Source organism: Azoarcus indigens, assembly GCF_004361735.1.
GTDB classification, from domain to species: domain Bacteria; phylum Pseudomonadota; class Gammaproteobacteria; order Burkholderiales; family Rhodocyclaceae; genus Azoarcus; species Azoarcus indigens.
On sequence record NZ_SNVV01000012.1, the window covers coordinates 1 to 20,356 of the forward strand.

A 20,356-nucleotide genomic window follows, 5' to 3' on the forward strand; every position below is an offset into this window, starting at 1 on the left:
CGCCTAGGTAAATGCAGCCGCCGCAAGGCTTTAAGGTCGGCGTAGGCATTTTAGGAATGCCGTAATTTGGCGGGGGCTGTGAGATTCGAACTCACCTAATTAGGTATCACAATCAGAAACTTGCCGCGCAAAGAACCTGACTTGGGGCACATTTGGGGCGAACGCATCTTACCTGTTGATTGGTGGTGTTGATAGACTGTATTTCCATACAGCCACATTCCGCCATCGCCATGACCATGATGCACGCGCAGTTGATGCGCAAGGACGGCGAGCCTCTGCCGCGCGATCAAGTGCAGAAGCAAAAGACCTACTCAGGCGACTTCACGATCGATCTCATCCGGGGCATCCGGCGTCTCCGTCTCTACCATGTATGGGCCAGTCGGTTTGAGCCCATTGAGCTGTACCAGCCCGTATTGATCAACGCCAAGCAGGGCTGGCAGATCTGGCAGGGGTACGAGAACGCAGACGGCAGGGGCGTGGTTCAAGAGTGGTTCGTGCGGACGAGTGAGCACTAGAGATCTAGTCCCTGTTTGCCGGTCCAAGGCCCATAAAGGGCGTATCTCCCACATGCCCCTGGCCCCTCGGCCGAGCTACCATCTCGAACAGCGTATGACGGAGATATAGAATGCCAAGGAAGCGCCCTCTGCTCACCGGCCAACAGGCCAAGGAGATCAGGCTGCAGCTCCAGATGAACCAGCTTGAGTTCTGGGGTCGCCTCAACGTCAAGCAATCCACAGGCAGCCGATATGAAGGCGGAAGCCGACCCCTGCCCCCTGCGGTCGAACAATTGTTGCGCATGGCAACCGGTTCGGAAAAGGAAGCTCTCGAAGCACTGATGGCCATGCGAGCAGGCTTCGGAAAGCAGAGTGCCCCGACGGCGCCTGCGCCTCGCAGCAAGAGGAAGCCGCGCGAGTCGGAGTACGAGGCCGACCCGTTCGCACACTTGCCGTTCGGGATGCTGCCTTAACCCGCCGCCCTCGCATCCTCCACGCGCAGCCCGTGCCGCTCAGCCTGCAGCCGCCTCCCTAAACCGCCGCGCGACTTCGGAGGCAAACTCGGGCCCCTGCATGCCCCTCGCCTGCTGAACGGCATTCCTCGTAGCAGCAGCCCCCACAACAAGCGGCGGCGGCACGCCTCGCATCAAAGCAGAAACATTGCCTTGGGAGATGTTGGAAAGCCGCAGTGTCTGGATGATTTCGGCGTGCGTCATTCCGGCCTGGCGGGCCGCCTGCACTAGCCTGTGCATCTCGGTGAAGGCCTCCACCTGCTTGCGGCGGGCCCGCTCCCGCGACTCGGCGATATCCTCAGATGACACCTCATTCACGCTGCGCAGCGTCCGGGTCAGCGCCTGCCTGGCCTCGCTCATCGCATCGGTGAATTCGAAGGACCGGTAGTACAGCGCCGTCTTCGGATCCATCGTTGAAGCGCGCCAGCCCAGCAGCGCAACCATCTCGTCCTGCAAGCTGTAAGGCTGGCCACTCCCCTCCCGCTTGACGTCCTGGGCCGCCAAGGCGAACCGCTCGATGTTGCCCATGAAGCCCGGCTGCAGGCTCTTGCGCAGGTGGTTGGCGATATCAACCGCCTGATCCACTGGCGTGTCGTTCTCCTGATAAACCCGGCCGCCGGTAGGCTTCTGGTTGGCAAGCGCCTGGAAGATCGCGTCCGCGGTGATATCGGCCCCCAGGAATGGCGTGACCATGTCCGAGAGGGCGCTGGCTGCAGACTTCTCCCACGGCTGATTCCGAAGCATCGCCGTGACCGGCCGCTTCCAGTAGCCATAGGGGTCGAGGAACGACATGTCGAAGTACCGCAGATTGCCTTTGTCGTCCCGGCCGGCGTAGAGGAAGGTGGAGTTCTTCTGCCACTCCGGCGCCAGATCGCGCAGCGCCTCTTCCTCATCATCATCCACGTCGAACATTGCCTTCGTCGCCGCGGAGAGCGCCCAGAACATCCCGGACACCAGCGCCATGCCTACTGCGCGCTTGATCCCGATCTGCCGCATGCCTGGGTTGTCGCTCTTCAGGTCGGCCGCTGTCGTGCGCAGCATGTTGCCAGTCGTACGTACGATCTCGGCGGGGAAGCTGACGAAGGTGCCGGCAAGCGGGAAGCGAGAAAGCCACTGCACGCCGCGCCCCACCATGCTGTAGGTCGGGTACATGTCGCGGATTCGCTTCGCCGCCTCCCGCTCGGCCTCTGCCAGCGGCATGCCTGCCTTCTGCAGGTTCGCCTTCTCATTCTCGAAGCCGATGATCTTCCAGAAGTCATCCCCGAAGCTGTAGAACCCCTGTGCCATCTGGTTCGCCTTTCGAACGAAATCCACGGCCTTGCCACTACGGCCACTCAGCAGGTCTTCCACCTTCGCGTCGTCCAGCAACCGCATCATCTCGCCAGCCGCCGGCGTGTCATACACCACGCCCAGCTGTTTCAGGTGACGCAGGTAGGCGAGGTCATCGCCCGTAGCGTTCTGGCGCACCTGTTCCCGGAATGCCGCCACGCTCTTCTTCATCTGGGTCAGGTCGAAGTGGCCGTTCGCCAACGCGAAGAACATGGCCGACTGCCAGTTCCGCATCGCGGTTGTTGGAGAAAGAACCGTCTTGCCGTACTTCACGAAGCCATTGGCACGAACAACCGCCCGGTATAGGCCGCTCATCTGCTCCTTTCCCAGCGCATCCTTGAACGCCTGCGCCACCTCCGGGTAAGTCCATAGGCCATTCAGCGGCGCCATCACCTCCGAACCGTCGGCTGCAAGATGGGCTGTTGCCTCCGGCGGTCGATCCTTGCCATCGAACAGGAAGGCGCCCGCGCCCACCTCGCGCACCCGCTCGAGGAAACGCTGATTCCAGATCAAGCGCCCCATCTTCGTCGCTGACTTGGCAAAGTTGAGCCGGGGGTCGGTATATTCGCCCAGCAGTGCCCGGATCTGGATGGGCACCTCCTTTCGCCGCATCAGCACGCTGAGATCCTTCGCACCGAGCTTGCTCTCGGCAATGAAAGACTCCATTGAGTCGTACGCGGTCCCGTTCTTCAGTATCTCGTGCAGCGTCACTTCGGCCAGCCGCAACGCCTCCGCCTCGCTCGTCTTCCCGTCTTCCATGTAGCCCAGCTTCAGGTATTGGCGGGCGGCATTCACCGCTCCCGTCGGCACCTTCTGGAACCACTTCGGATCGTCAAACGCCTGGTACGAGCGATGCACGTACTGTCCGATGTTGCCCTTGATCTTCTCGTACAGCTCGATCTCGTTGATCGCCTGCGCCTTGTCGCCATCCCGACCGCTCGCCTGAGCTTTCTCCATCAGTGCATCGATCTTGCCCTGAACGATGTGCAGGTAATCGGTGGAGAGCTTGTCGATGTACTGGCGCATCGCCAGGATCGCAGTCTTGGTCGCCTCGGGCAGGCCGGTGGGCATCTTGCCGGCGAGCGCCGTGGAAAGCTCCCGCTGTTGCTCATCCGTCAGTTTGTCGAAGGTGACGCCGTAGTCCGCCCGCACCGCGCGCTCCAGGCCGCCAACGATGTGGCGCACGTCGAACTCCACCGCCTGGAACTCGCTATCTCGGGCGATCTTCTCAGCGAAGACTGATTCAGGGAGCAGGCCGCCAGGCGCCAACTGTCGGCGCAGGAGCTTCTTGGCCTTGTCCCATAGCGTCTTGTCCTGCTCGCGTAGGCGGGCGTTCTCAGTGGCGAATGGGTCGCTCGGGTCAGTCGGCCGCCGGCCGGTGATCCTGTTCGCAGCTGCGCGGACCTGATCGCCCAGAGGTGGGGCGGCAGTTGCGGCGCGGGAGAACTGGGGCCGTCCATCCCTCCGGGCGTTGCGCTGCTGCACCGCCTCCACTAGACTTTGAATCAGCCCTGCGTAGGGGGTTGAAGTCGGGTCAAGCCCATCGGCTTGAACAGTCGAGTCAACCCAGATCGACGCGGGGCTTTCTATTTCCAGCGACTCCACCGTGTAGATCTTGCTGCCCTGATCCTGGCGGGCAGACTCCTTCACCGTCAGCTTCACCACCCGCGTGCCGTTCGCCGTATCCATCGGTGCGAAGAAGCGATGCACACCCACGATGTTCGGGTCGCTATCCCGATCAGGCTTCGTCCAGCCGAAGACCGCGTTGTTGAATAGGTGGTCCAGATTGGCCACCGCCAACGACTGATCGAACGCCGACGTGGATTTGCCTACCGCGCTTTGGCTCAGCATCTTGTCCAGGTTGTTCCGGGAGACGGTCACAGCCATTCCGCTCGCCCGGTTCGTCAGCGGCTGCCCCTGAAACGCCTTGGCCGCGGCGCGGGCCTCCTCGAACGTCGAGGCTTGGCGCGGCATCTCGGCATGCGCCAAGGGGTCGCCCGAGACGCTTTGGTTGAAGCTCTCCCCAGCGCCAGAAGCATCGGCCCGGCGCCGCTCTGAGTTGCCGCGCTCAGACTGCGCTCCTACAATCGGTCCGCTCCCGCCATCGCTTCGGGCGTTGGAAGGCAGAGTGGCGCTATCGCCACTGAAATCCTTCGTGGCGGGGCTCTGCTCCTGACGCCCTCTACTCGTCCGCACATCCCCGCGCGCAGCCCGCTCCATCCCGGCCATCGCGTAGCTCACCAGGTCATCCACCGTCACCGGCGTGTTCGCGGGCAGGCCACTGCGCACGATCCAGCCGCGAACCATCATCATGAAGCCGCGCACCAGGTTGGCGACCGGCTTACCGATGTTCGCCTCGATCCAGTCCGCGAGCTTGCCGTCGGCGGCCGTGTAGCCGGCGTCGCGCCCTTCCAGCACGGCCTGCTCCACGATGTAGGACGTCGCTTCGCGCGGGTTGCCCGTCTCGCCGGCGTCCGCCATCCGGCGCGCCACGCGATCCAGGAAAGCCCGCTCCTTCGGCGCAGCGCTGGCGCGGCCGTTGAGCATCGCCATCGCACGAACGTCCAACTTCTCGCGCTGCTGGCTGTGGATCATCTCGTGCAGCAGCACCGCAGGCGCGGTCTGGTCGTTGAGGTTCGGCGCGACAAGGAAGGTCAGGCCCGAACGCGGGTCGTAGAAGCCTTGGATGTCGCCAGTCTCCTCGGAGCGGAAGTACTGCACCACCTCATCCACCCGTCGGCCGGTCGAGCGCGCGAAGGTCTGGGCCATGCCCTGCGGCGTCGCGTCATTGACCATCACCACCCCGCCCTTCTCCCGGCGCATGCCGCGCTCGACCATCATGCGGAAGGCTGGGGCCAGCTTGGGGAAGCGCTCAGCGAAAACCTGGGAAAGACGGGAGGCGGTGATGCCGCCTCTTTGCGCGCTGGCAGTCGCCGAGCGCGGAGCATCCGGCATTCCGCTGGATTCGGGATTTGCTAGACTGGCCTCGGAATCCGCTCCCACCTGAGCCCGAATACCAGAGGGCTCAAGTGCGTAGGTGCTGGCGGCGTTACCCGCCCTGGCGCCACCGGATGCCACGCCGATGTTGGCCCCTACTGCCGCCCGCCCACCGCTGGCGTTTCCAGCAGAGACAACCGGCTGCTGGCCGGCCACAGCGCCTGCGGCAACGGGTTCCACTCCGCCCAGGGCGGACACATCAGGCTGTGACACTGCAGCGCCTGCGCCTCGGGCCAGGTCAGCGCCCCCTTGCGCACCGCTCGGCGCAGCCATGGCGGCATTGGTTGGGTCAGCAGGGATTGCGCCATTGGTGGCTCCAGGAAGTTGGGGGGATTCAGCCGCAGGCCGCTCGACAACCGCCCAGCCGTCGCCCTGCTTCACCATGTCGACGTTTGCGGAAGGGTTTTGTCTGCGGGCCTGGGCCACGCGGGCCATGGCGATGCCGCGGTGCGGGGTGGTGCTGAGGATGCGGGGCTGTGCGGCGGCGGGTTGATCCTGCTGCAGTCCACCACCAGCACTTCCAGTAATGGCGGGCGATTCGACCGGCTCGGCAGCAGAAACCGGCGGATTCTCCACCGGCGCATCCTGCTGGCCGGCGGCCGCATTCGCTGCGGCGGTGAGCGGCTGCGCCGCCGGAGCTTCGGCCTGCGTCGGTGCGGTCGTCCCCTGGCGCGTCGTCTGCTGGCCGAGCGCCTCCGTTGCCGCCTTGCTCAGCGGGCCGGCCGCGGGGTCGATGCCAAGATCCAGCGCCGCAGCCATCCTGCGCTCATCGATCACCGGCGCTGGTGCGGGTGGGGAAACACCTGCCGCAGCAAGTTCGCGCTCAAGAACCTCAGGGTCAGGCGCTTCTCGTGACGCAACGAAATCGCTTATCTCGTCATCGAGCGTTCCGTAGATGTTTTGCATCGCCTCCAGGCGCTGCTCAGGCGAAGTCTGCGGGCTCTGGAATACATCGACCTCGCGCTGTATCTGCTCGTCGCGATCAGATCGCTCGCCTTCATCGCTTAGCCAGGGCTCTGAATACTGAAGGAAGTCCCTTAGGTCTTTGTCCTGCTCACGCAGCCGGTTGTATCTTGCTGCGCTGTCCGGCTCTCCCCCGTGCGCTCTTTCGAGTGCTCCGACCCAGTCATCGGCGGGGCTTGGCCTCTCGCGCTCGGGCCGCGCCCGGCCAGGGATGGTAGCAACGCCACCCCCCATCGCGGCGCCAGTAAGCAGCCCGGTTGCAGCGGCTTCCGGCACCCCTTCACCCAGCGGCCGCCCAAGGGCCGCGTTCTGCATGGACTGCTCCAACATGGACTGCGGCAGTTCTTCCAAGACGCCTTCAGACACCGCCCCTTCCGCAAATCGACGGGCGCGCCCCTTGGCTGAGGTCTGCAAGGCACCACCGGCCAGCGCAGTATCGACGTCGCCAATGCCGAGCCGCTGCGCCACCCGACCGCCAGCAGCGCCAAGGAGACCCGTTCCGATGCCGGATGCCAATGAGGCTGCAGTCTGCTCGGCAGTCAGTAGCCCATCGTCTGTTTGCTGCCGCACCTGCTCGGCCGCCGAGCCAGCCCCGACGGCGCCCTCCCCAATAGCGCCCCGCGCCACTGCCCCCAGCTTGGTAGCGCCCCCCAGCCCGCGGGCAATCGCGCCGCCGCCCAGCATGTTCGGCACCGACTCAACCGCGGTATGGGCGATGGTGCTCGGGTTCTCCAGCATTGCGCCGGCCGTGCCGAAGAAGCCCTCGGCCTCCTGCACACGCTGGTTCGCTGCCTTCTGCTCGGGGGAGTAGAACTCGTCGAGAAACTCCTTGGTTTGCTTCGGCCGGTAGCCGACGCCCTCCAGCGCCTTGCCCGCCGCACCGCCGGTGGCCAGGTCAGCAAGACCGACAGCCGCTTCCCCGGCGCCAATGATGCCCTTGCCCAGGGAGACGGCGGTGTCACCGATGGCCCGGCGGGCGAGGGATGAACGCTTTGGCTTCCAGTCAGCGTTTGAAAAGACAGCGTCGAAATCCTGGCCTGCTGCGTCACTCCCAAAGCTTGGGTCTGCAAACACATCGTCGAAGTTGTCAGCCATTCAGGCCTCCAAATGAAAAAGCCCGCCGAAGCGGGCCAGAAAAAAGAAAACCCGCCGAAGCGGGTTGTTGTGGGTGAGTCAGTCGTAACGGAGTCAGGCGGCCTGCCGGCACTCCTGCAGCACGTTCGCGGCAATCGTCGCTGCGCGCTGGGTGGCGTTTCGCATCACGGCGCTCGCATCCTCGCAGTCGAAGCCGAAGACCTTGCGCTCATAAGCCCAGCGCACCACCTTGCCGTACTCCAAGCAGATTCCGCAGAACAGCGCCCTGCGTGCGTTCTCTTCCTCGCTGCCAATGCCGGGATGAAGCCCAAGGATGTCGCACAACACGTCGCTCAACATGAAGCCGATGTCCTCGCCGTCGATCAAGTTTCGCGCCAACGTCGCCACACCCAGCGCCTGCCCAATCTCCACGCCGGCATGCCAACCGGCGAACATGTTGCTCTCCCCCAGGCGCGTCGTCTGGCGGAGGGCATTCGAGACAAGCTGCCGTCGCGTGCGGGGTTTGGGGTGGATCGGTTGCGGAATAGCTCGATTCGCGCTATACGTGCTCATGTGAATCTCTCCTGACAAGGCGGGTTTCCAATCAGCGCCTCGACGGTGGTCCAGACCGTCGAGGCGCTTTCCTTTTTGCAGCAAGAACATCTTGCCTGGCGCGACCAAGTGTTTTTGGAAAATCTTGGGAGCAGCCATTCCCTCATGCGTGCGGCCTCGGGCCGGCGTCTCGTGCCGGCGGGACAAAGCCAGTCGGCGGAACCAGCAGCGCAAGTTTTGCCATCCCCTTGGCCGTGACGCGAACCTGTGTGTCCGTCCAGGCGCTCCCATCCGCCTTCGTGCCGGTCGTGATCTTGTGTTCGAGCAGCCCGGCCTTGAGCTTCTCCGAGTAGGCCAGCCAGCCAGAGCCCATCGGCCGGCGATAAATCCAGTCGTGCTCGCTCAACCACTGGCGAAGTACCTTCTCCTGTATCTGCAGGTTCTTGGCGGCATCGCGGATGCAGAAAGAGCCGTCGCTGTAGGTAGCGATGCGGTCCAGCGCCTCGACCTTTGGAGCTTGTTCAGCCAGCGTCTCTTTCAGAGCAATGACCTTCTCGGTGTAGGTCAGTAACAGACCACGCATCGCCGCGGGATCGGAGAGGATGGTCATCGGGTCGGCGGTGGGCTGCGTCACCATGGCATCGTAGGCGCGGATCACCTTGAGGTGGAACGCGGCACTGATCCACATCGCGTAGGCATAGACAAGTTCCTTGGCGACGTAAGTGCCAAGCCCTTGTTTGGATTCAATTCCGGGAATTCCCGGAATTCCGGCGATTGCCAGTTCGGCAATCAGATCCTGCGTTTGTTGGATGCGCAGCCAGTCGGAAGGCTGGTGGCGCTTCTCCCCTCCCGCAGCGCGATGCAGATCGTTCAGGCAGTACCGGCCTTCGGCGTCGGCACGGATAGGTACGCCTGCTATGACGAGGTTCATTGCTGACCCTCCTTCTTGTCTGAAACCCCGCTGTAAGCCCCAGCCAAGCGGAAGATGATCTCCGCGTTGAAAGTCCTTTCTCCCTTCTTCGCCTCTTCATGAATGCGCTGATGGAGCGCCACGGGAACGCGTAGCGCCGTTTTCACTACTTCTCTCGGGATGGTCATGCCTACCTCCTATCTGAAGTGCCTTCAAATTAGCGGCACAACAAAACACTAACACGCCTCTAAAATAGAGGCAACTTCATTTTGGCGGCAGTAGTCCCATACAATCCGACCTATGGCACGCCAAGACGACTACATCAAGACGGCTCTTCGACTACCGCGCGAACTGCATAAGCTGGTGCAGGACTCCGCAGACGATCGAGGGCGCTCGATGAACGCCGAGATCATTGAGCGCCTCCAGCGTTCATTTGAGAGCATGCATGCGAGCACCGCTGCCGCCGAAGAGATAATCGGAAGCAGCGTGGGCGCGGCCTTGGAGATCTTCCGAGGAAAAACCCACATTCACGACGAACCAGCCCGCCGCGCGCTTCAGTTGGTAATGAGCCTGCTGGCAAATGAAGAGTCCGCCCCCTCGGCGCAATCTCCGACTGGACAAGCCTTTCAGGTCATCGACGAAGAAGCCCAAAAGCGAGAGCAAGAGCTTGAGAGGCGGAACGCTGCACTTCGCTCCCTTGCCCTGCGCGCTGGACGCCCTTCTCGCCCGACGCGAACCAGTCTGCGGAAAGGCCGCAAGAAAAAACCCTAGTCACGTTTGCATCATCCCCACGCCGCAAACCTCATTGCCCAGTGCGGGCTAGGGACTCCACATCGTTGTCGGCCATCACCGGCTCCAGAAACGAAAAACCCGGCTCAAGGCCGGGTCTGGTGTGGGGCGCCCGCGCTGGGGCTGGAAGCGACGAAGCCCGCTCGAGGCGGGCTTCTGAGGCCTGGGCGCACTGACCCAGGGTGTCGAAACATGGTGCTACGGGGACACAGGAATTTCAAGAGCGGGCTTGGCTTGGTATTGCGTGAAATAGATCACGGTCAACCAGTTGCTCATGGCCTGATATTACTTTTGGGTTATTCGCAAGGCCGCTCTAATACTGCATTATTCCGAACGCATCAAAAATCGCGCATCAGCTATAGCTAGCAAGCCGTCTGACTCGGCAGGCGCTTCCAAGTTGATGATCCACCAGGCCGCACAATGCTCACATTGCACACCCCTGCCGAGTATATTCGGCCCCTCAAGGTTCTCAGCGCAGACCACAGGGCGCTCACTCATTTGGCGCTCTTCTCAGGAGGGCGTCACGGCTTCGTCAAATTCTACCCCTCGTATGCGCCTCGCAGCTTGGAAAACGAAATCGTCGGCTACGTCATGGCTTGCCATGCTCGTATTGAGCAGCCTCCAGGAGGCATAATCCAGCTTCCAGGAGCCCTGCTTCAGGGGATTGGGATCCCTTGCGAAGCACCCTCGGCATACTGCTTTGTGTCGATGTCATGTATCGATCTAAACTCGCGCCGCCAAGGATCCCTCTTTGCGCTGCTCGGGGATAATCTTGAGGCTCTACAGGGCATTCTGCAGGAATGGCCAGGTTTTCCGCAGCTCGTTGCATTTGATTCCTGGCTAGCCAATGTTGACCGCAACACGGGGAACCTGATCTTGACTGGGAATGCTCATCTCATTCCTATTGATCACAGCGATATCCTCACGGGTCCTGAGTGGACCCATAACGACCTTGTAACCATGGAAGAAAAATGGTCATTCAATAAGCTACTTGAGCTCATCTTTCCGGCAGAGAGCTTGCCTCTGCCAATCCGCAGCGCCATATTAAAGAGTGCGGAACGCTTCAATGCGGCATATTCTCTTGCGAGGCGAGACTTATACCGCTGGCTTGGCAGCGGCGATCCTGACTATTTGCGCGCCCACCATTTTATATGGGGTCGCGCAGAAACCACGAAAAGCAACCTCGCAGCCTACTTCAATATGATCCTATGATCACCGCCCTGCAAAATCTCTTTGCCGCCTCATCTTCAGGCATTGTTCAGACGGGGACTGCCTTCAATATTCGATGCACTCCCGATCTATTTACAGGCGAGTCATTCAACGTCGGCGTATGTGTCATTGGAACAAGAGGTGAGCGCTATGCTAGAGTCATCAGCGAACCCGGCAGGCTTGCGTGTATCTACGGCGAAGACGCAGCACACGGAGTAGTGCAACTCGCGCAAATTGCGTTTTGCGAGGCGCTTGAGGGGAGAGCTTCACCGTCCCCAAACATTGTTTTTGACACCCCTACGCCAATCTACAGCCTTCCGCCCCTTGAGGCGCTGGATGAACTGTTTGTCAGTCAGGTTACCGCAGCAATTCCTTTGCGCAATGACTCTTCTGCCCGTCTCAAGACAACCCCAACCAGCAAGGTAATATCGACCATCTACCGCCTTTTGCGTGAGAAACGCCCCGAGGAGGCCGATGAGATCATCCCTTCTTCTCCGCAAACCGTGGTGAGTACGCGAAAAGGCAAGCGCGCTGTTGCTATTGCGCTTCAACCCCCGAACGGCGGCGGCGTCATCGAGTCTGCGGCATTTGGCGCCGACACGATCCGTTTTCACCTTCTTGATGCCCTTCTTGATCTTGAATGGGCGGCAGAGGCAAGAGGGCTTGATAGGCTTGGCTTTTTTGTCCTTCGGCCGACTGGGTGGCCAGAAAATAAATTGCATGAGGCGGAGAAAGCGATCGACTATGTGATTGATCGAATTCCCACTCGATGCCGCGTTGAGGTGGAAGAGGACCCTGAGGTGCTTGCCGAACGCATTATTGACTGGGCATGGTTTAAACGGGCGGCATGAAGGCATATTGCGTTGAAAAGATCACGCGGCCTTTACGCGGCAAGATATCTATCAGCCGCCCCCACCCCATACTTCTGATCAAACTCCGCCGCCCGCTGCGGGTTCGCACGTAGCGCGGCGACAGCGGAATCTGGCGCCGCGGCAACCGCCTGCCCTTGCATCGGTTGCTCCACGTAGCTCCCTGTCCGGTTGTTGAACACCCGTGACGGCACGGTCCGCAGTGCTCTTGCCGCCCACCACCGCCCCGCGCTATAACGGCGGCATGAAGAAACCCGCCCTTCTCATCGCCATCGGCGTCGCCATCGCCCTTCTCGCGCTGGCGTCCTTCTTCCGCTACGAGATCGTGACGCCCTCCGGCAATCGAGCGCCGTACAAGCTCGACCGCTGGACGGGGGAAACGACGCTCCTGATTGGGGCGGAGGAGAGGCCGGTGGTTAGGGTGGAGCCGAACGAATTTGACAAAGCATTCGGCGACCCTAACTACCAAGGCCCCAAGCAACAGTGACTATCCTCAGGTTCTTCCTCTTTCTTGCAGCCCTTGCTCCCTTCGCAGCTCATGCACGCGGAGGCTCAGGGGGCGCGAACGGTCTCGGCATTTCGATTGCGCTAGGGCTGGTCTTCTTGGTCGGCTATCTGCTTTCCAAATGGAAGTGACAGGGCTTCAGGACGAAAGGTAACGTCCGGCCGCTCCTGCACCAAAGTTCCGCTCGAAAGAAGCAATCGCAGCAGGATTGCCCCTGTTCTGTCGCAAGAAGTCGATGTGCGCCGGAGTCGGCTGCCGGCCTTCAGCCGAGCCCCCTTGCCCCGCCGGCGGCGTCACAAACTGCCCCGTCGTCGTGTTGAGTATCTGCGACGGCAACGCCCTCAAGCTACCATCGGCCATCACCTCCTGGCCGCCGCCCGCCGTGATGTAGCGCTCCTGCTGGATGTCCCGTCCCTGCACGAAACGCAACTGCTGCTGAAGCGCCTCGCGCTCCTTCGGATCAACCGAGCGCTCCAACCGTTGCAGCAGGTTGTTCCGCATATCGCCCAACTGCGCTTCGGAGGCTGCCGCCCTGGCTCGTACCTCGTTCATCCGCGCCTCGCTCGGTAGCGTCGCCACTCGAGCCCTCATCTCTTCCAGTCGGGCCTGGGCGTCCTGGCTCCGAGCAGCCATGTTCCCCGCCACCTCCTGGCCGCGCAGCCCCAGCTCTTGGGCCCTTGCGGCTCGATTCTCCGCCAGCTCCATCTCACGCAGGGCGAGCGCACGGTCAGCCCGGCCGGCGCGGCCACCGCCGGTGGAGTTGGACAGCGAAGGCATGGCAGCGAGCCGCGCCAGCGAGGCGTTGGACTCAGAAGTCGGATTGCCAATCGCGGCCGCACTCGGGCCGCCGAAGGAGTCAAGGTAGGACTGACGCACCGCGTTCGCCTGGGCCATGCGGGCATTGGCCTCGCCGAGATTCACGCCGCTGGTGTAGCTCTGCGGCAGGGCATTCGCTCCGTTACCGCTGAACTCCATGTTGCCGTTGGCGCCACGCTGGGCGGTAATGCTGGTGCCGCGGGTGGCCTGCTCCATGTTGTAGAGAGCAAGCGCGCCTGCACCAGCACTTTTCATCCCGTCTGGCACTTGCTGCTGCCAGGCATCCCGGTAGGTATCGCCCACCGCGTCGCGCTCCTGCTGTGTGGTGCTCTTCGCCCAAGCCGTGGTGTCGAAGTTCTGCAGGTTGTCCATAGCACTCGGCTTGGGTTCGCCCATGGTCCCAGTCAATCCCGCTGCCTGGGCCTGCCGGTCGGCCGAGCCACCCATCGTGGCGGGGTTGCTGACAGGCTGGGGCGCGGCCCTTGCTCCACTTCTCGATAGTTCAAGCCGACGCATTGCCAGGAGCGTTTCATCGGACGGCCCTGGAATCGCATTCACGCGATCTTGGTAGCCCGGCCGGCCGGTGTCGGACAGCTTCTGCGCTTCGGTGCGTGGCGTGCCGTAGAGCCCGGCGCCCGTGCGCTGCGCTCGCGCATCGTTGATGCGGTTCATCGTCTCGCCCATGGTGGGCGTGGGCCCAAGTCTCTGCTGCGGAGGGGCGCTCAAGCGCTCCATCGCGGTGGGCTGGGCAGGCGCCGGCGGCGCCACCGCTTGTGGCGACATATCCGTGAGGCGCGCCATGGCGCTACCAGAGGCGGGAGCAGGCGGCTCAGCGCCAGCAGCCATCGCCGAGAGCGAGACTCCGGACTGGGCCGGCTTGACGGTCTGCAGTGAAGGGGCGGCCGGGGGCGCCGGAGGGGTTTGCAGGCGGCGAAGGGAGTCTTCAAGTGCCATTTGGGTCTCCAAAATGAAAAAGCCCGGCGCGTGGCCGGGCTGGGATTTCGTGCACTTCTCAAAAACAACTAAATGGAATAACTTAACAACTTCTATGTCATCAACGAGCCGAAACTTCCATGGGTGAGATAAAAATCAAATGGCTCTTCAAAGAGCGCCTAGATCGGGAAGAGTTTGGTCAGATTGAAGTGGAAGTTCTGCCGCCGGAGGGCATGAACAACGAGGCGTTGCATCGAATCGTCTTCTCCCTCCCGGAATACTACGATTCAGCCATGACTTCGATCCCGCCGGATACCTTCGAAGGGGAGCCCTTTCGTGTGGACTCTTCGTTTTACTTCCGAGTCAGCGCATGCGAACAAGCCATATACAGCAAAGTGAAAAACCATCTGCGGCGAAACTGTCTGAGTTTTCGTCTATGTAAGAATCAATGGATTGGCGGGATTTATTTGTACGATCAAACCAATCTTGACTTCGTGGTGGCTCGCGTAAAGGAAGACCTAAGCAAGGAGTTCACCTCCCGCATCACCGAGTATCAGCTTGGCAAGCTTCCCTCTCGCCGCCTGTTATCTCCCTCCCAAGTGGACACGTGGAACGATGCAGCGGCTGAGTCGATCGCCAGACTTAGGCCAATTTTCGAGGACTGAATAAAAACTACGTTGCCGTCTTCGGCGGCACATCCGTGGAAACATCTCCGCCGTAGTTGTAGCCCACGGTGGTCGCGACTCGTGCGTCCGTGCCCACGCTGGTATGCAGCGCATTCAGCGCAGCAGCCGCCTGGGTCGCCAGCATCTTCGCTGCCTCCACCGCAGAATCGACCATGTTCCGGTATGCCTGCATCTGCGCCGCCTGGTTCGCGACGGAAGCCTGCTGATTGAACTCGGCCCCGGTCGTGCTGGCCTTCAGTTCCAGTTCCTTCACGGCGATGCGCGCCTGGTAGTAGCTGGACGCCGCGCTGATCAGCCGGGACTGCGAATCGGTAACCGAGGGAATCAGCTGGGCCGACACGCCGCTGGTACCGGCCAGGGCCGAGATGAAATCGCGCGCCGCGCCGACGGCCGAGGTGTAGAGGCCGACAGCCTGCTGCACGGCAAAGCGCACGTTCTCCACCTCGAGCTGGGCGGCCTGGATTGCGCGCTCGCGCGAGGACTGGGCAACGCGATCCTGAGCGTCATTGCGGATGCGCTGAACCATGCCCGCCAGCGCACCGGGCGGAAGCGGGAAGCCGCGGGCGGCGAACGAAGTCATCGCCTCTTCTTCCGCACGGGCTGCGTCCCGAAGTATCCGCGAGCGGTCGCGCTCCCAGATCTGCTCCTCGACCCGAGGTGCAATGCCGGTACCGCCGGATGTGAGTGCCTTGCAGATCCAGCCTTGCGCCTTCCCCAAGTAGTCGCACTCGTTCGGGAAGTAGGTTGAGATGAACCACGAGAAGCGCTCCGTCAGTTGATCGGTGATGCCATTCCACCAGCTGTCGAAGAGCTCCATCGAAGCACCCTCGGCGAGCTTCGGGATAATCACGTCGGGCTCCGCAACGGCGGCGGAGAAGCTGAGAGCCGCTGGGTTCATCCGGGCGGCCGAGCCGGCAACGCCCAGCGCTTGGTTCAGAAAGCCCACCGATTGCGTGGAAAGGCTGTTGCTCAACGCCTCGCCGCGGTCCCAGGCCATCGCGACCAATTCGGCCGGCGTGTAGGTGGTAGCCATCAGATCCTCCTTTTCAGAATCACAGGCGAAAGCTCAAGGGAGCTCAGTTCGAAGTCGCCGCCGTCGGTGTTCGCCACCTCGAAGCGGAAGTAGTTGGCACGCAGGCCCTGGCCAACATCGACGCGCTGCACGCGGGCATAGGGGTCGCTGCGGCGCGCCGAGTAGGTGTAGGCCTGGCCGTCGGGTGCGCGCACCGTGATGCGCATCAGGCCATCGGACGACACGCCGAGGTAGGCGGGGCCCAGGCGCTTCAGCTGCGAGGTGCCGAAGGCCTGCAGGTCGGTCACCGCCAGCGCGTCGATCTGCTCGCCGGCATCGTCTTCGCCCTCCAGCAGGTAGATGCCGTCTTGCGCCGCGGCGTAGTAGCGGTCACCGATCCGGGCAAAGCTGTTGAAGGGGAAGCGCTCGTAGCGTGTTGAAGCTGACGTCGCCAGATTCACCGCCCAGACTTCGGCGCCGTCGTCGCCGCCATCAAAGCCCCCCCGGCCGGCGGCCGCGGAACTCAGGATGGCGTCGATCAGCAGTTCCAGGGACCAGTTGTCACGAGCTGCACCGGTGGAGGCGACGTCGGCGGTCTGGATCACCTCGGCCCCGATCACCGCTGAGACGGCGCCAACGGAGGACAGGACGACGGCGAGCACCATTCCAGCGCTCACTTCCGCAACGGCTGTCCCACGCGCAACGACCGAGGCGTAGCGATTGCCTTCTACCCCAACGCCAACGCTGACCAGCGACGCCAGGTTCCCGCGTCCCACCGCATACGGCCCGTCTGCGCCGAAACTGTCGAGCGCGGCAATCCGCCCCTCGTCCTGGTAAGCGCGCAGGCGGTCAGATGCCGTGCCTATGCTTCCGAGTGATGCCAGCGTGCCAGCGCCCACGCCATAGGCCGGGATCACGACGCCAGCTTCACCGGCGGAATCCAGCGCCGACAGGATGCCGCCGCCGTGACCGAAGGCGGAATCTCCTCCATGCGCATCAAGCCCAGCCAGCGCACCGGCCGCATGCACGAACTGCCGCCCAACTGCGCCGAGCGCCGCCAATTCGCCGACACCGCCCTGCCCTTGCAGGCCACCGCCGCGCAGCGCGGCCAGTTCGCCCGAGCCAGCAACCATTGCGACCACGGCGGGATCGCGGACTGCATCGCCGCCAGCGTATAGGCAGGCCTTCAGGAACAACGCACCCTCAACGGCCGCGGCTCCGAAGAAGATCGCGCCATTGCGTGAGAACAGCACGCTCGCGCCGGTGCGCTCCACGCGCCAGACCTCCTCCGTGCTATAGCTGTGGTCGCTCGGGATATCGGCGTCGATAGCCCCGGCCTGAATCACATGAACCTGACCGCCAGCGAAGTACAGGCCATGGAGCGCATCCTGGTACAAGGTCGAGCTGTCCTGACTGGCCAGGCCCACCACTACCCCAACCGCAGACCGGTCCACCCTGAACTCGATGTAGCCATCCGCCGGCAGGATGCCCACGGATCGCGCCGCAGCATTCCAGCCGAAGTGGTAGTCGGTCACCTCAACATCCGGCGTGCCCGGCGTACCTGGAACGGCTGGCACCACAACCGGCACCTGCATGTACTGGCAGAGCAGCCCGTCGATGGGCGTGTCCGAATAGACGGCCCCCGAGGCGCCCAGGTCGATATCGCCACTCGGACTGCCAACGCCAATCAGCCATGCCGGGTAGCACACCCAGGTCCATTTGTATGTCACATACGCCGGCGCTCCAGCCGTGCCGGGGCTACCTGCATACAGGACGCGGTCGATGTTCTTCTCAAGGTCAGCCATGGTTACTCCTGCAACGCCTCATCCAGCCACCACGGCGCGGCCAGATTGGCAGGGGCCGGGCTGCGATACGGACCGACGTAGAAGCACACGCCCAGATCTCCCGGCGAATCGAATGCGCCGAGCTCTCGCTCATCGCTTTGAGGCGGCGAGAGCAGCGTTCCGGGCGGAGCCACGAAAGGTCGGTCATCCGCCCTCCTCGATGCCGGGAACATGCGGGCTGCCTTCTGCCAGGAGGCGCCATCATCGGTAGAGGCGTAGAGCACGGCCTTGCCCCCCGTAACGACGGGCACGGCGACCGTGCATTGATCGGGCGCGCGCTCGGCGTCGTACTCAGTCACGACGAACATGCCCAGCGTGACCTGCGTCAGCTCGATATCCAGGCCGGCCAGGTCGGTTTCCTCCCACGACAGCCCGCCGTCAGCGGAGCGGAGAGCAATCACCTCGCCGTCGTCTTCCCGGTCGTAGTTCATTTGGACTCGGGCAAGCAGCACGCCAGGACGGATCACGATGGCGCGAACGAACGGAAGGGTTGCACTCTCGATCAGAGGCATCGCGACTTCCGCCCAGGTGGAACCACTGTCGCCCGAGTGGAAGGCACGCAGCTGGTAGCCACCGCCGTCCAGCCGCAGCGGCGAGAAAAACACGGCCGCACCAGGAGCGGGCGCTACCCAAGAGCCGAACACGGCCGCGCACATGGCGGCGTTGATCTCTGCTCCATAGCCACTCGCTTTCCAGGCCACTCGCTGCAGCAGGATCGAGGGGTCGTCGAAGGTGCGCGAGGTTGGATCGGCCTCAGGTGCGTCCGGCAGGCCGTCCATCCAGGCCGCGGCATCCACCTGCCCCCAGGTCGCGCCATAGTCGGTGGATCGATACAGCAGGATGCGGCCTGTCGGGTCGAAACTCTCTGGCAACTCCGGGTCATGCTGGAACCGGCAGGGAGTCCAGAGTTCGACCACTGGCACAAGCATCACGCCAGGCGCCAGCGCGCCAAGAGGCCCGGCCACATAGGAATGCTCACCGGCGGTGTCGTCCGGGATCGGCAGCATGCTCACTACCGTGCCAGCGCCGCCGCGCCAAACGCCCACGCCAAGCCGGACAGTCTGGAAACCATAGTCATCCGCGCGCCCCTCTTCCGTCGCGCCGATCACCATGGCAACGGCAACGGTCCCATCTTCCAGGATGCCTACCGGCACAGCTCCATCCAGGATCGCCGGCACGTCGTTGTGTGGGCAGGACTGGGCGGCCAAAGCGGCCGAGATCACATCAGCGTCACCCTTCGCTCCGTCGCGCCCCATATGGAAGACGTAAAGCAGCCACGGATCATCGGCCCCATAGAGCCAGCGATTCACCAGTTCGTTGGCCGGCGCCTCCGGCGGATCGCCGGTGTAGTTGTGGATCACTGTCGGGCAGGCGCGTGCCCCGGTATCCACCCGCGGCGCAGGCCGCAGCCAGCCGATGAAGGCCCGGCGGCCGGTATAGATCGCACCAACGCCACCACGCGCAACCGTCCAGAACGGCATGCGCTGGCGCAGCTCCGCCGTTCCGATGTACCGGTCTCGATCTGCGGCATCCCGAACCTGCGTTATGAGCACCACCTCTTGGCCGCCTGCAGGCTCATCCTCCGATAGCTCGACCCGGTCAAAGCCTCCCGCCTTGATGGCGGAAAAGCCCGGCCCGGAGGCCGAGAGGAATGGCGCATCGACACGCTGAAGGCCACGCAGCTTTCCTTCGGCGACAGCGCGAACCCCGGCCGGCCCGCGACCGAAGACTTTAGGAAAGCTCATGGATAGCCCCGCGCAGGTCGCGCCAGAACGATGGCGGAATGATCGGCACCGCTTCGACAACATAGGTCTGGGAAGCTGACCGGTGGATCACATGGATACGCTCATCCATCAGCGTCCAGGCGTTGACCATCCCTTCCATGGCGCCGGAGTACCCCACCGGGTAGCTCGACGCCTTGCCAGTCGCAGCGGGAGCGCGAACGCCGCCACCGGTATCGACGAGATCGTAGGTGGCCACATCGGATTGCCAGGTGCGCCCATCAACAGTTGCAATCGGCAACCAACCGCCGGCGGCGCAGACGAACACCGCTCCTCGCCACTTGGCCGGGTCTGAGCCGGCCTGTCGAATCTGTGCCTGTGCAACAACGGGAACCGGCAACTCTGTCTGCTCCCAGGCGGCGCCCGTGGGGCTCACCATCATGGACGGCCTGACGAAGCCAGCGCTTGGCGCATAGAACGAGGCGAAGTCACCATACACAGCTGGAAAGGCGTGCTGCGTGGAGCCGCCGCCGGCCCGCAGCACATAGGCGCTGGCACGGGTCGCCATTCCCGTCACCATGAGCGCGCCACTCGGAGACGCGCTCACGCCGGCGCCGGAATAGATGCCTTCGTTCGAAGGCTGAATGCGGCCCGCCACGGTAAGCGAGTTCCCTGCGGTGACGGCAAGGAAGGCTTGCTCCGAGAGACTGTCGTAGCCCTGGCACACCCACCGCCCCGCCCCGCCCCCGACCACATTGCGCACGCCGCCAGGGTAGTGCTGCACGAAGTCGGAAGGATTCACCGAAGAGGCAGCCACATTCCAGGTACGGCCCCCGGCACTCGTCAGGAAGCAAAGCTGGCCTCCTGAGGCCCGCATCACTTCGAACCCGAACGCAGAGCCATTGAAGTGGATATCCCACACGTCAGCAGACGCGTTGGCGTTGCCCAGCAGGCACGCAAATGGCGGGCTGACCGGCTCCCAGCTTGCTCCGCCATCCTCGCTTACCCGGACCGCCCCCGGCGCTACGGCGGACCAAGTGACACCGAACTGCACGGCCACCAACAGGCCATTGCCGGCAGCCACTCGGAAATCCCCAGGCAGCACCGACCGCAGGTGGTAGGTGAAGATCGGCGTCATGCC

The 20,356-nt window shown here is 63.1% G+C and carries 16 protein-coding genes; 7 read left to right on the plus strand and 9 right to left on the minus strand.

What is annotated here, in order from left to right:
• The first annotated feature begins 230 nt into the window (after positions 1–230).
• Positions 231–515 carry a hypothetical protein gene (locus tag C7389_RS14165; RefSeq protein ID WP_133592561.1) on the plus strand — a complete coding sequence of 95 codons (285 nt, stop codon included), beginning with the start codon at positions 231–233 and terminating at the stop codon, positions 513–515.
• Positions 516–625: 110 nt separating this feature from the next.
• Positions 626–967, plus strand: coding sequence for a helix-turn-helix domain-containing protein (locus C7389_RS14170; protein WP_133592563.1), 342 nt, complete (start codon positions 626–628; stop codon positions 965–967).
• Between the two features lie 39 nt (positions 968–1,006).
• Here the strand turns inward: C7389_RS14170 and C7389_RS14175 are convergent, their stop codons facing one another.
• The 4 genes from C7389_RS14175 to C7389_RS24890 form a co-directional block, all read right to left on the minus strand.
• Positions 1,007–7,390: an LPD3 domain-containing protein gene (locus tag C7389_RS14175; protein WP_133592564.1), complete on the minus strand. Its 6,384-nt coding sequence runs from the start codon at positions 7,388–7,390 to the stop codon at positions 1,007–1,009.
• A gap of 93 nt (positions 7,391–7,483) precedes the next feature.
• Complete coding sequence (locus C7389_RS14180; protein WP_133592566.1) at positions 7,484–8,080, minus strand: hypothetical protein; 597 nt, start codon at positions 8,078–8,080, stop codon at positions 7,484–7,486.
• Positions 8,081–8,084: 4 nt separating this feature from the next.
• Positions 8,085–8,852 carry a phage antirepressor KilAC domain-containing protein gene (locus C7389_RS14185; protein WP_133592569.1) on the minus strand — a complete coding sequence of 256 codons (768 nt, stop codon included), beginning with the start codon at positions 8,850–8,852 and terminating at the stop codon, positions 8,085–8,087.
• The gene (locus C7389_RS24890; RefSeq protein WP_162851747.1) at positions 8,849–9,019 is read right to left on the minus strand and encodes a hypothetical protein; all 171 of its coding nucleotides are present in this window, start codon (positions 9,017–9,019) and stop codon (positions 8,849–8,851) included. The genes C7389_RS14185 and C7389_RS24890 overlap by 4 nt, the downstream gene beginning before the upstream one ends.
• A 112-nt stretch (positions 9,020–9,131) precedes the next feature.
• On the opposite strand from C7389_RS24890, the gene C7389_RS14190 reads away from it, so the two are divergent.
• The 4 genes from C7389_RS14190 to C7389_RS14205 all read left to right on the plus strand — a co-directional run bounded on the left by C7389_RS14190 (position 9,132) and on the right by C7389_RS14205 (position 12,185).
• On the plus strand, positions 9,132–9,602 hold the full coding sequence (locus tag C7389_RS14190; RefSeq protein ID WP_133592571.1) for an Arc family DNA-binding protein: 471 nt from the start codon (positions 9,132–9,134) through the stop codon (positions 9,600–9,602).
• 582 nt (positions 9,603–10,184) lie between these two features.
• Positions 10,185–10,832 (plus strand): hypothetical protein, encoded by a 648-nt coding sequence (locus tag C7389_RS14195; protein ID WP_133592573.1) that lies wholly within the window; start codon positions 10,185–10,187, stop codon positions 10,830–10,832.
• Positions 10,829–11,680, plus strand: a complete 852-nt coding sequence (locus tag C7389_RS14200) for a hypothetical protein (protein WP_133592575.1) — start codon at positions 10,829–10,831, stop codon at positions 11,678–11,680. The genes C7389_RS14195 and C7389_RS14200 overlap by 4 nt, the downstream gene beginning before the upstream one ends.
• A gap of 226 nt (positions 11,681–11,906) precedes the next feature.
• A complete protein-coding gene (locus tag C7389_RS14205) occupies positions 11,907–12,185 on the plus strand; it encodes a hypothetical protein (protein WP_133592577.1) in 279 nt (92 codons plus the stop codon).
• Between the two features lie 156 nt (positions 12,186–12,341).
• Here C7389_RS14205 and C7389_RS14210 read toward each other — a convergent pair whose 3' ends face one another.
• On the minus strand, positions 12,342–13,973 hold the full coding sequence (locus tag C7389_RS14210) for a hypothetical protein (protein ID WP_133592579.1): 1,632 nt from the start codon (positions 13,971–13,973) through the stop codon (positions 12,342–12,344).
• A gap of 119 nt (positions 13,974–14,092) precedes the next feature.
• Between C7389_RS14210 and C7389_RS14215 the strand changes: the two genes are divergently transcribed.
• Positions 14,093–14,617, plus strand: coding sequence for a hypothetical protein (locus tag C7389_RS14215; protein ID WP_133592581.1), 525 nt, complete (start codon positions 14,093–14,095; stop codon positions 14,615–14,617).
• Between the two features lie 7 nt (positions 14,618–14,624).
• Here the strand turns inward: C7389_RS14215 and C7389_RS14220 are convergent, their stop codons facing one another.
• The 4 genes from C7389_RS14220 to C7389_RS14235 are packed head-to-tail and all read right to left on the minus strand — an operon-like array spanning position 14,625 to position 20,353.
• On the minus strand, positions 14,625–15,671 hold the full coding sequence (locus C7389_RS14220) for a hypothetical protein (RefSeq protein WP_133592583.1): 1,047 nt from the start codon (positions 15,669–15,671) through the stop codon (positions 14,625–14,627).
• Positions 15,671–17,455, minus strand: a complete 1,785-nt coding sequence (locus C7389_RS14225; RefSeq protein ID WP_133592585.1) for a hypothetical protein — start codon at positions 17,453–17,455, stop codon at positions 15,671–15,673. The genes C7389_RS14220 and C7389_RS14225 overlap by 1 nt, the downstream gene beginning before the upstream one ends.
• A 2-nt stretch (positions 17,456–17,457) precedes the next feature.
• The gene (locus tag C7389_RS14230; RefSeq protein ID WP_133592587.1) at positions 17,458–19,239 is read right to left on the minus strand and encodes a WD40/YVTN/BNR-like repeat-containing protein; all 1,782 of its coding nucleotides are present in this window, start codon (positions 19,237–19,239) and stop codon (positions 17,458–17,460) included.
• Positions 19,226–20,353, minus strand: coding sequence for a beta propeller repeat protein (locus C7389_RS14235; protein WP_133592589.1), 1,128 nt, complete (start codon positions 20,351–20,353; stop codon positions 19,226–19,228). Before C7389_RS14235 ends, C7389_RS14230 begins: the two co-directional genes overlap by 14 nt.
• Positions 20,354–20,356 lie beyond the last annotated feature (3 nt).

Bases quoted from the DNA above. Each gene is read 5' to 3' on its own strand.
- C7389_RS14165 (WP_133592561.1), top strand. From the start codon at position 231: ATGACCATGATGCACGCGCAGTTGATGCGCAAGGACGGCGAGCCTCTG.
- C7389_RS14170 (WP_133592563.1), top strand. From the start codon at position 626: ATGCCAAGGAAGCGCCCTCTGCTCACCGGCCAACAGGCCAAGGAGATC.
- C7389_RS14175 (WP_133592564.1), bottom strand. From the start codon at position 7,390: ATGGCTGACAACTTCGACGATGTGTTTGCAGACCCAAGCTTTGGGAGT.
- C7389_RS14180 (WP_133592566.1), bottom strand. From the start codon at position 8,080: ATGGCTGCTCCCAAGATTTTCCAAAAACACTTGGTCGCGCCAGGCAAG.
- C7389_RS14185 (WP_133592569.1), bottom strand. From the start codon at position 8,852: ATGAACCTCGTCATAGCAGGCGTACCTATCCGTGCCGACGCCGAAGGC.
- C7389_RS24890 (WP_162851747.1), bottom strand. From the start codon at position 9,019: ATGACCATCCCGAGAGAAGTAGTGAAAACGGCGCTACGCGTTCCCGTG.
- C7389_RS14190 (WP_133592571.1), top strand. From the start codon at position 9,132: ATGGCACGCCAAGACGACTACATCAAGACGGCTCTTCGACTACCGCGC.
- C7389_RS14200 (WP_133592575.1), top strand. From the start codon at position 10,829: ATGATCACCGCCCTGCAAAATCTCTTTGCCGCCTCATCTTCAGGCATT.
- C7389_RS14210 (WP_133592579.1), bottom strand. From the start codon at position 13,973: ATGGCACTTGAAGACTCCCTTCGCCGCCTGCAAACCCCTCCGGCGCCC.
- C7389_RS14215 (WP_133592581.1), top strand. From the start codon at position 14,093: ATGGGTGAGATAAAAATCAAATGGCTCTTCAAAGAGCGCCTAGATCGG.
- C7389_RS14220 (WP_133592583.1), bottom strand. From the start codon at position 15,671: ATGGCTACCACCTACACGCCGGCCGAATTGGTCGCGATGGCCTGGGAC.
- C7389_RS14225 (WP_133592585.1), bottom strand. From the start codon at position 17,455: ATGGCTGACCTTGAGAAGAACATCGACCGCGTCCTGTATGCAGGTAGC.
- C7389_RS14230 (WP_133592587.1), bottom strand. From the start codon at position 19,239: ATGAGCTTTCCTAAAGTCTTCGGTCGCGGGCCGGCCGGGGTTCGCGCT.
- C7389_RS14235 (WP_133592589.1), bottom strand. From the start codon at position 20,353: ATGACGCCGATCTTCACCTACCACCTGCGGTCGGTGCTGCCTGGGGAT.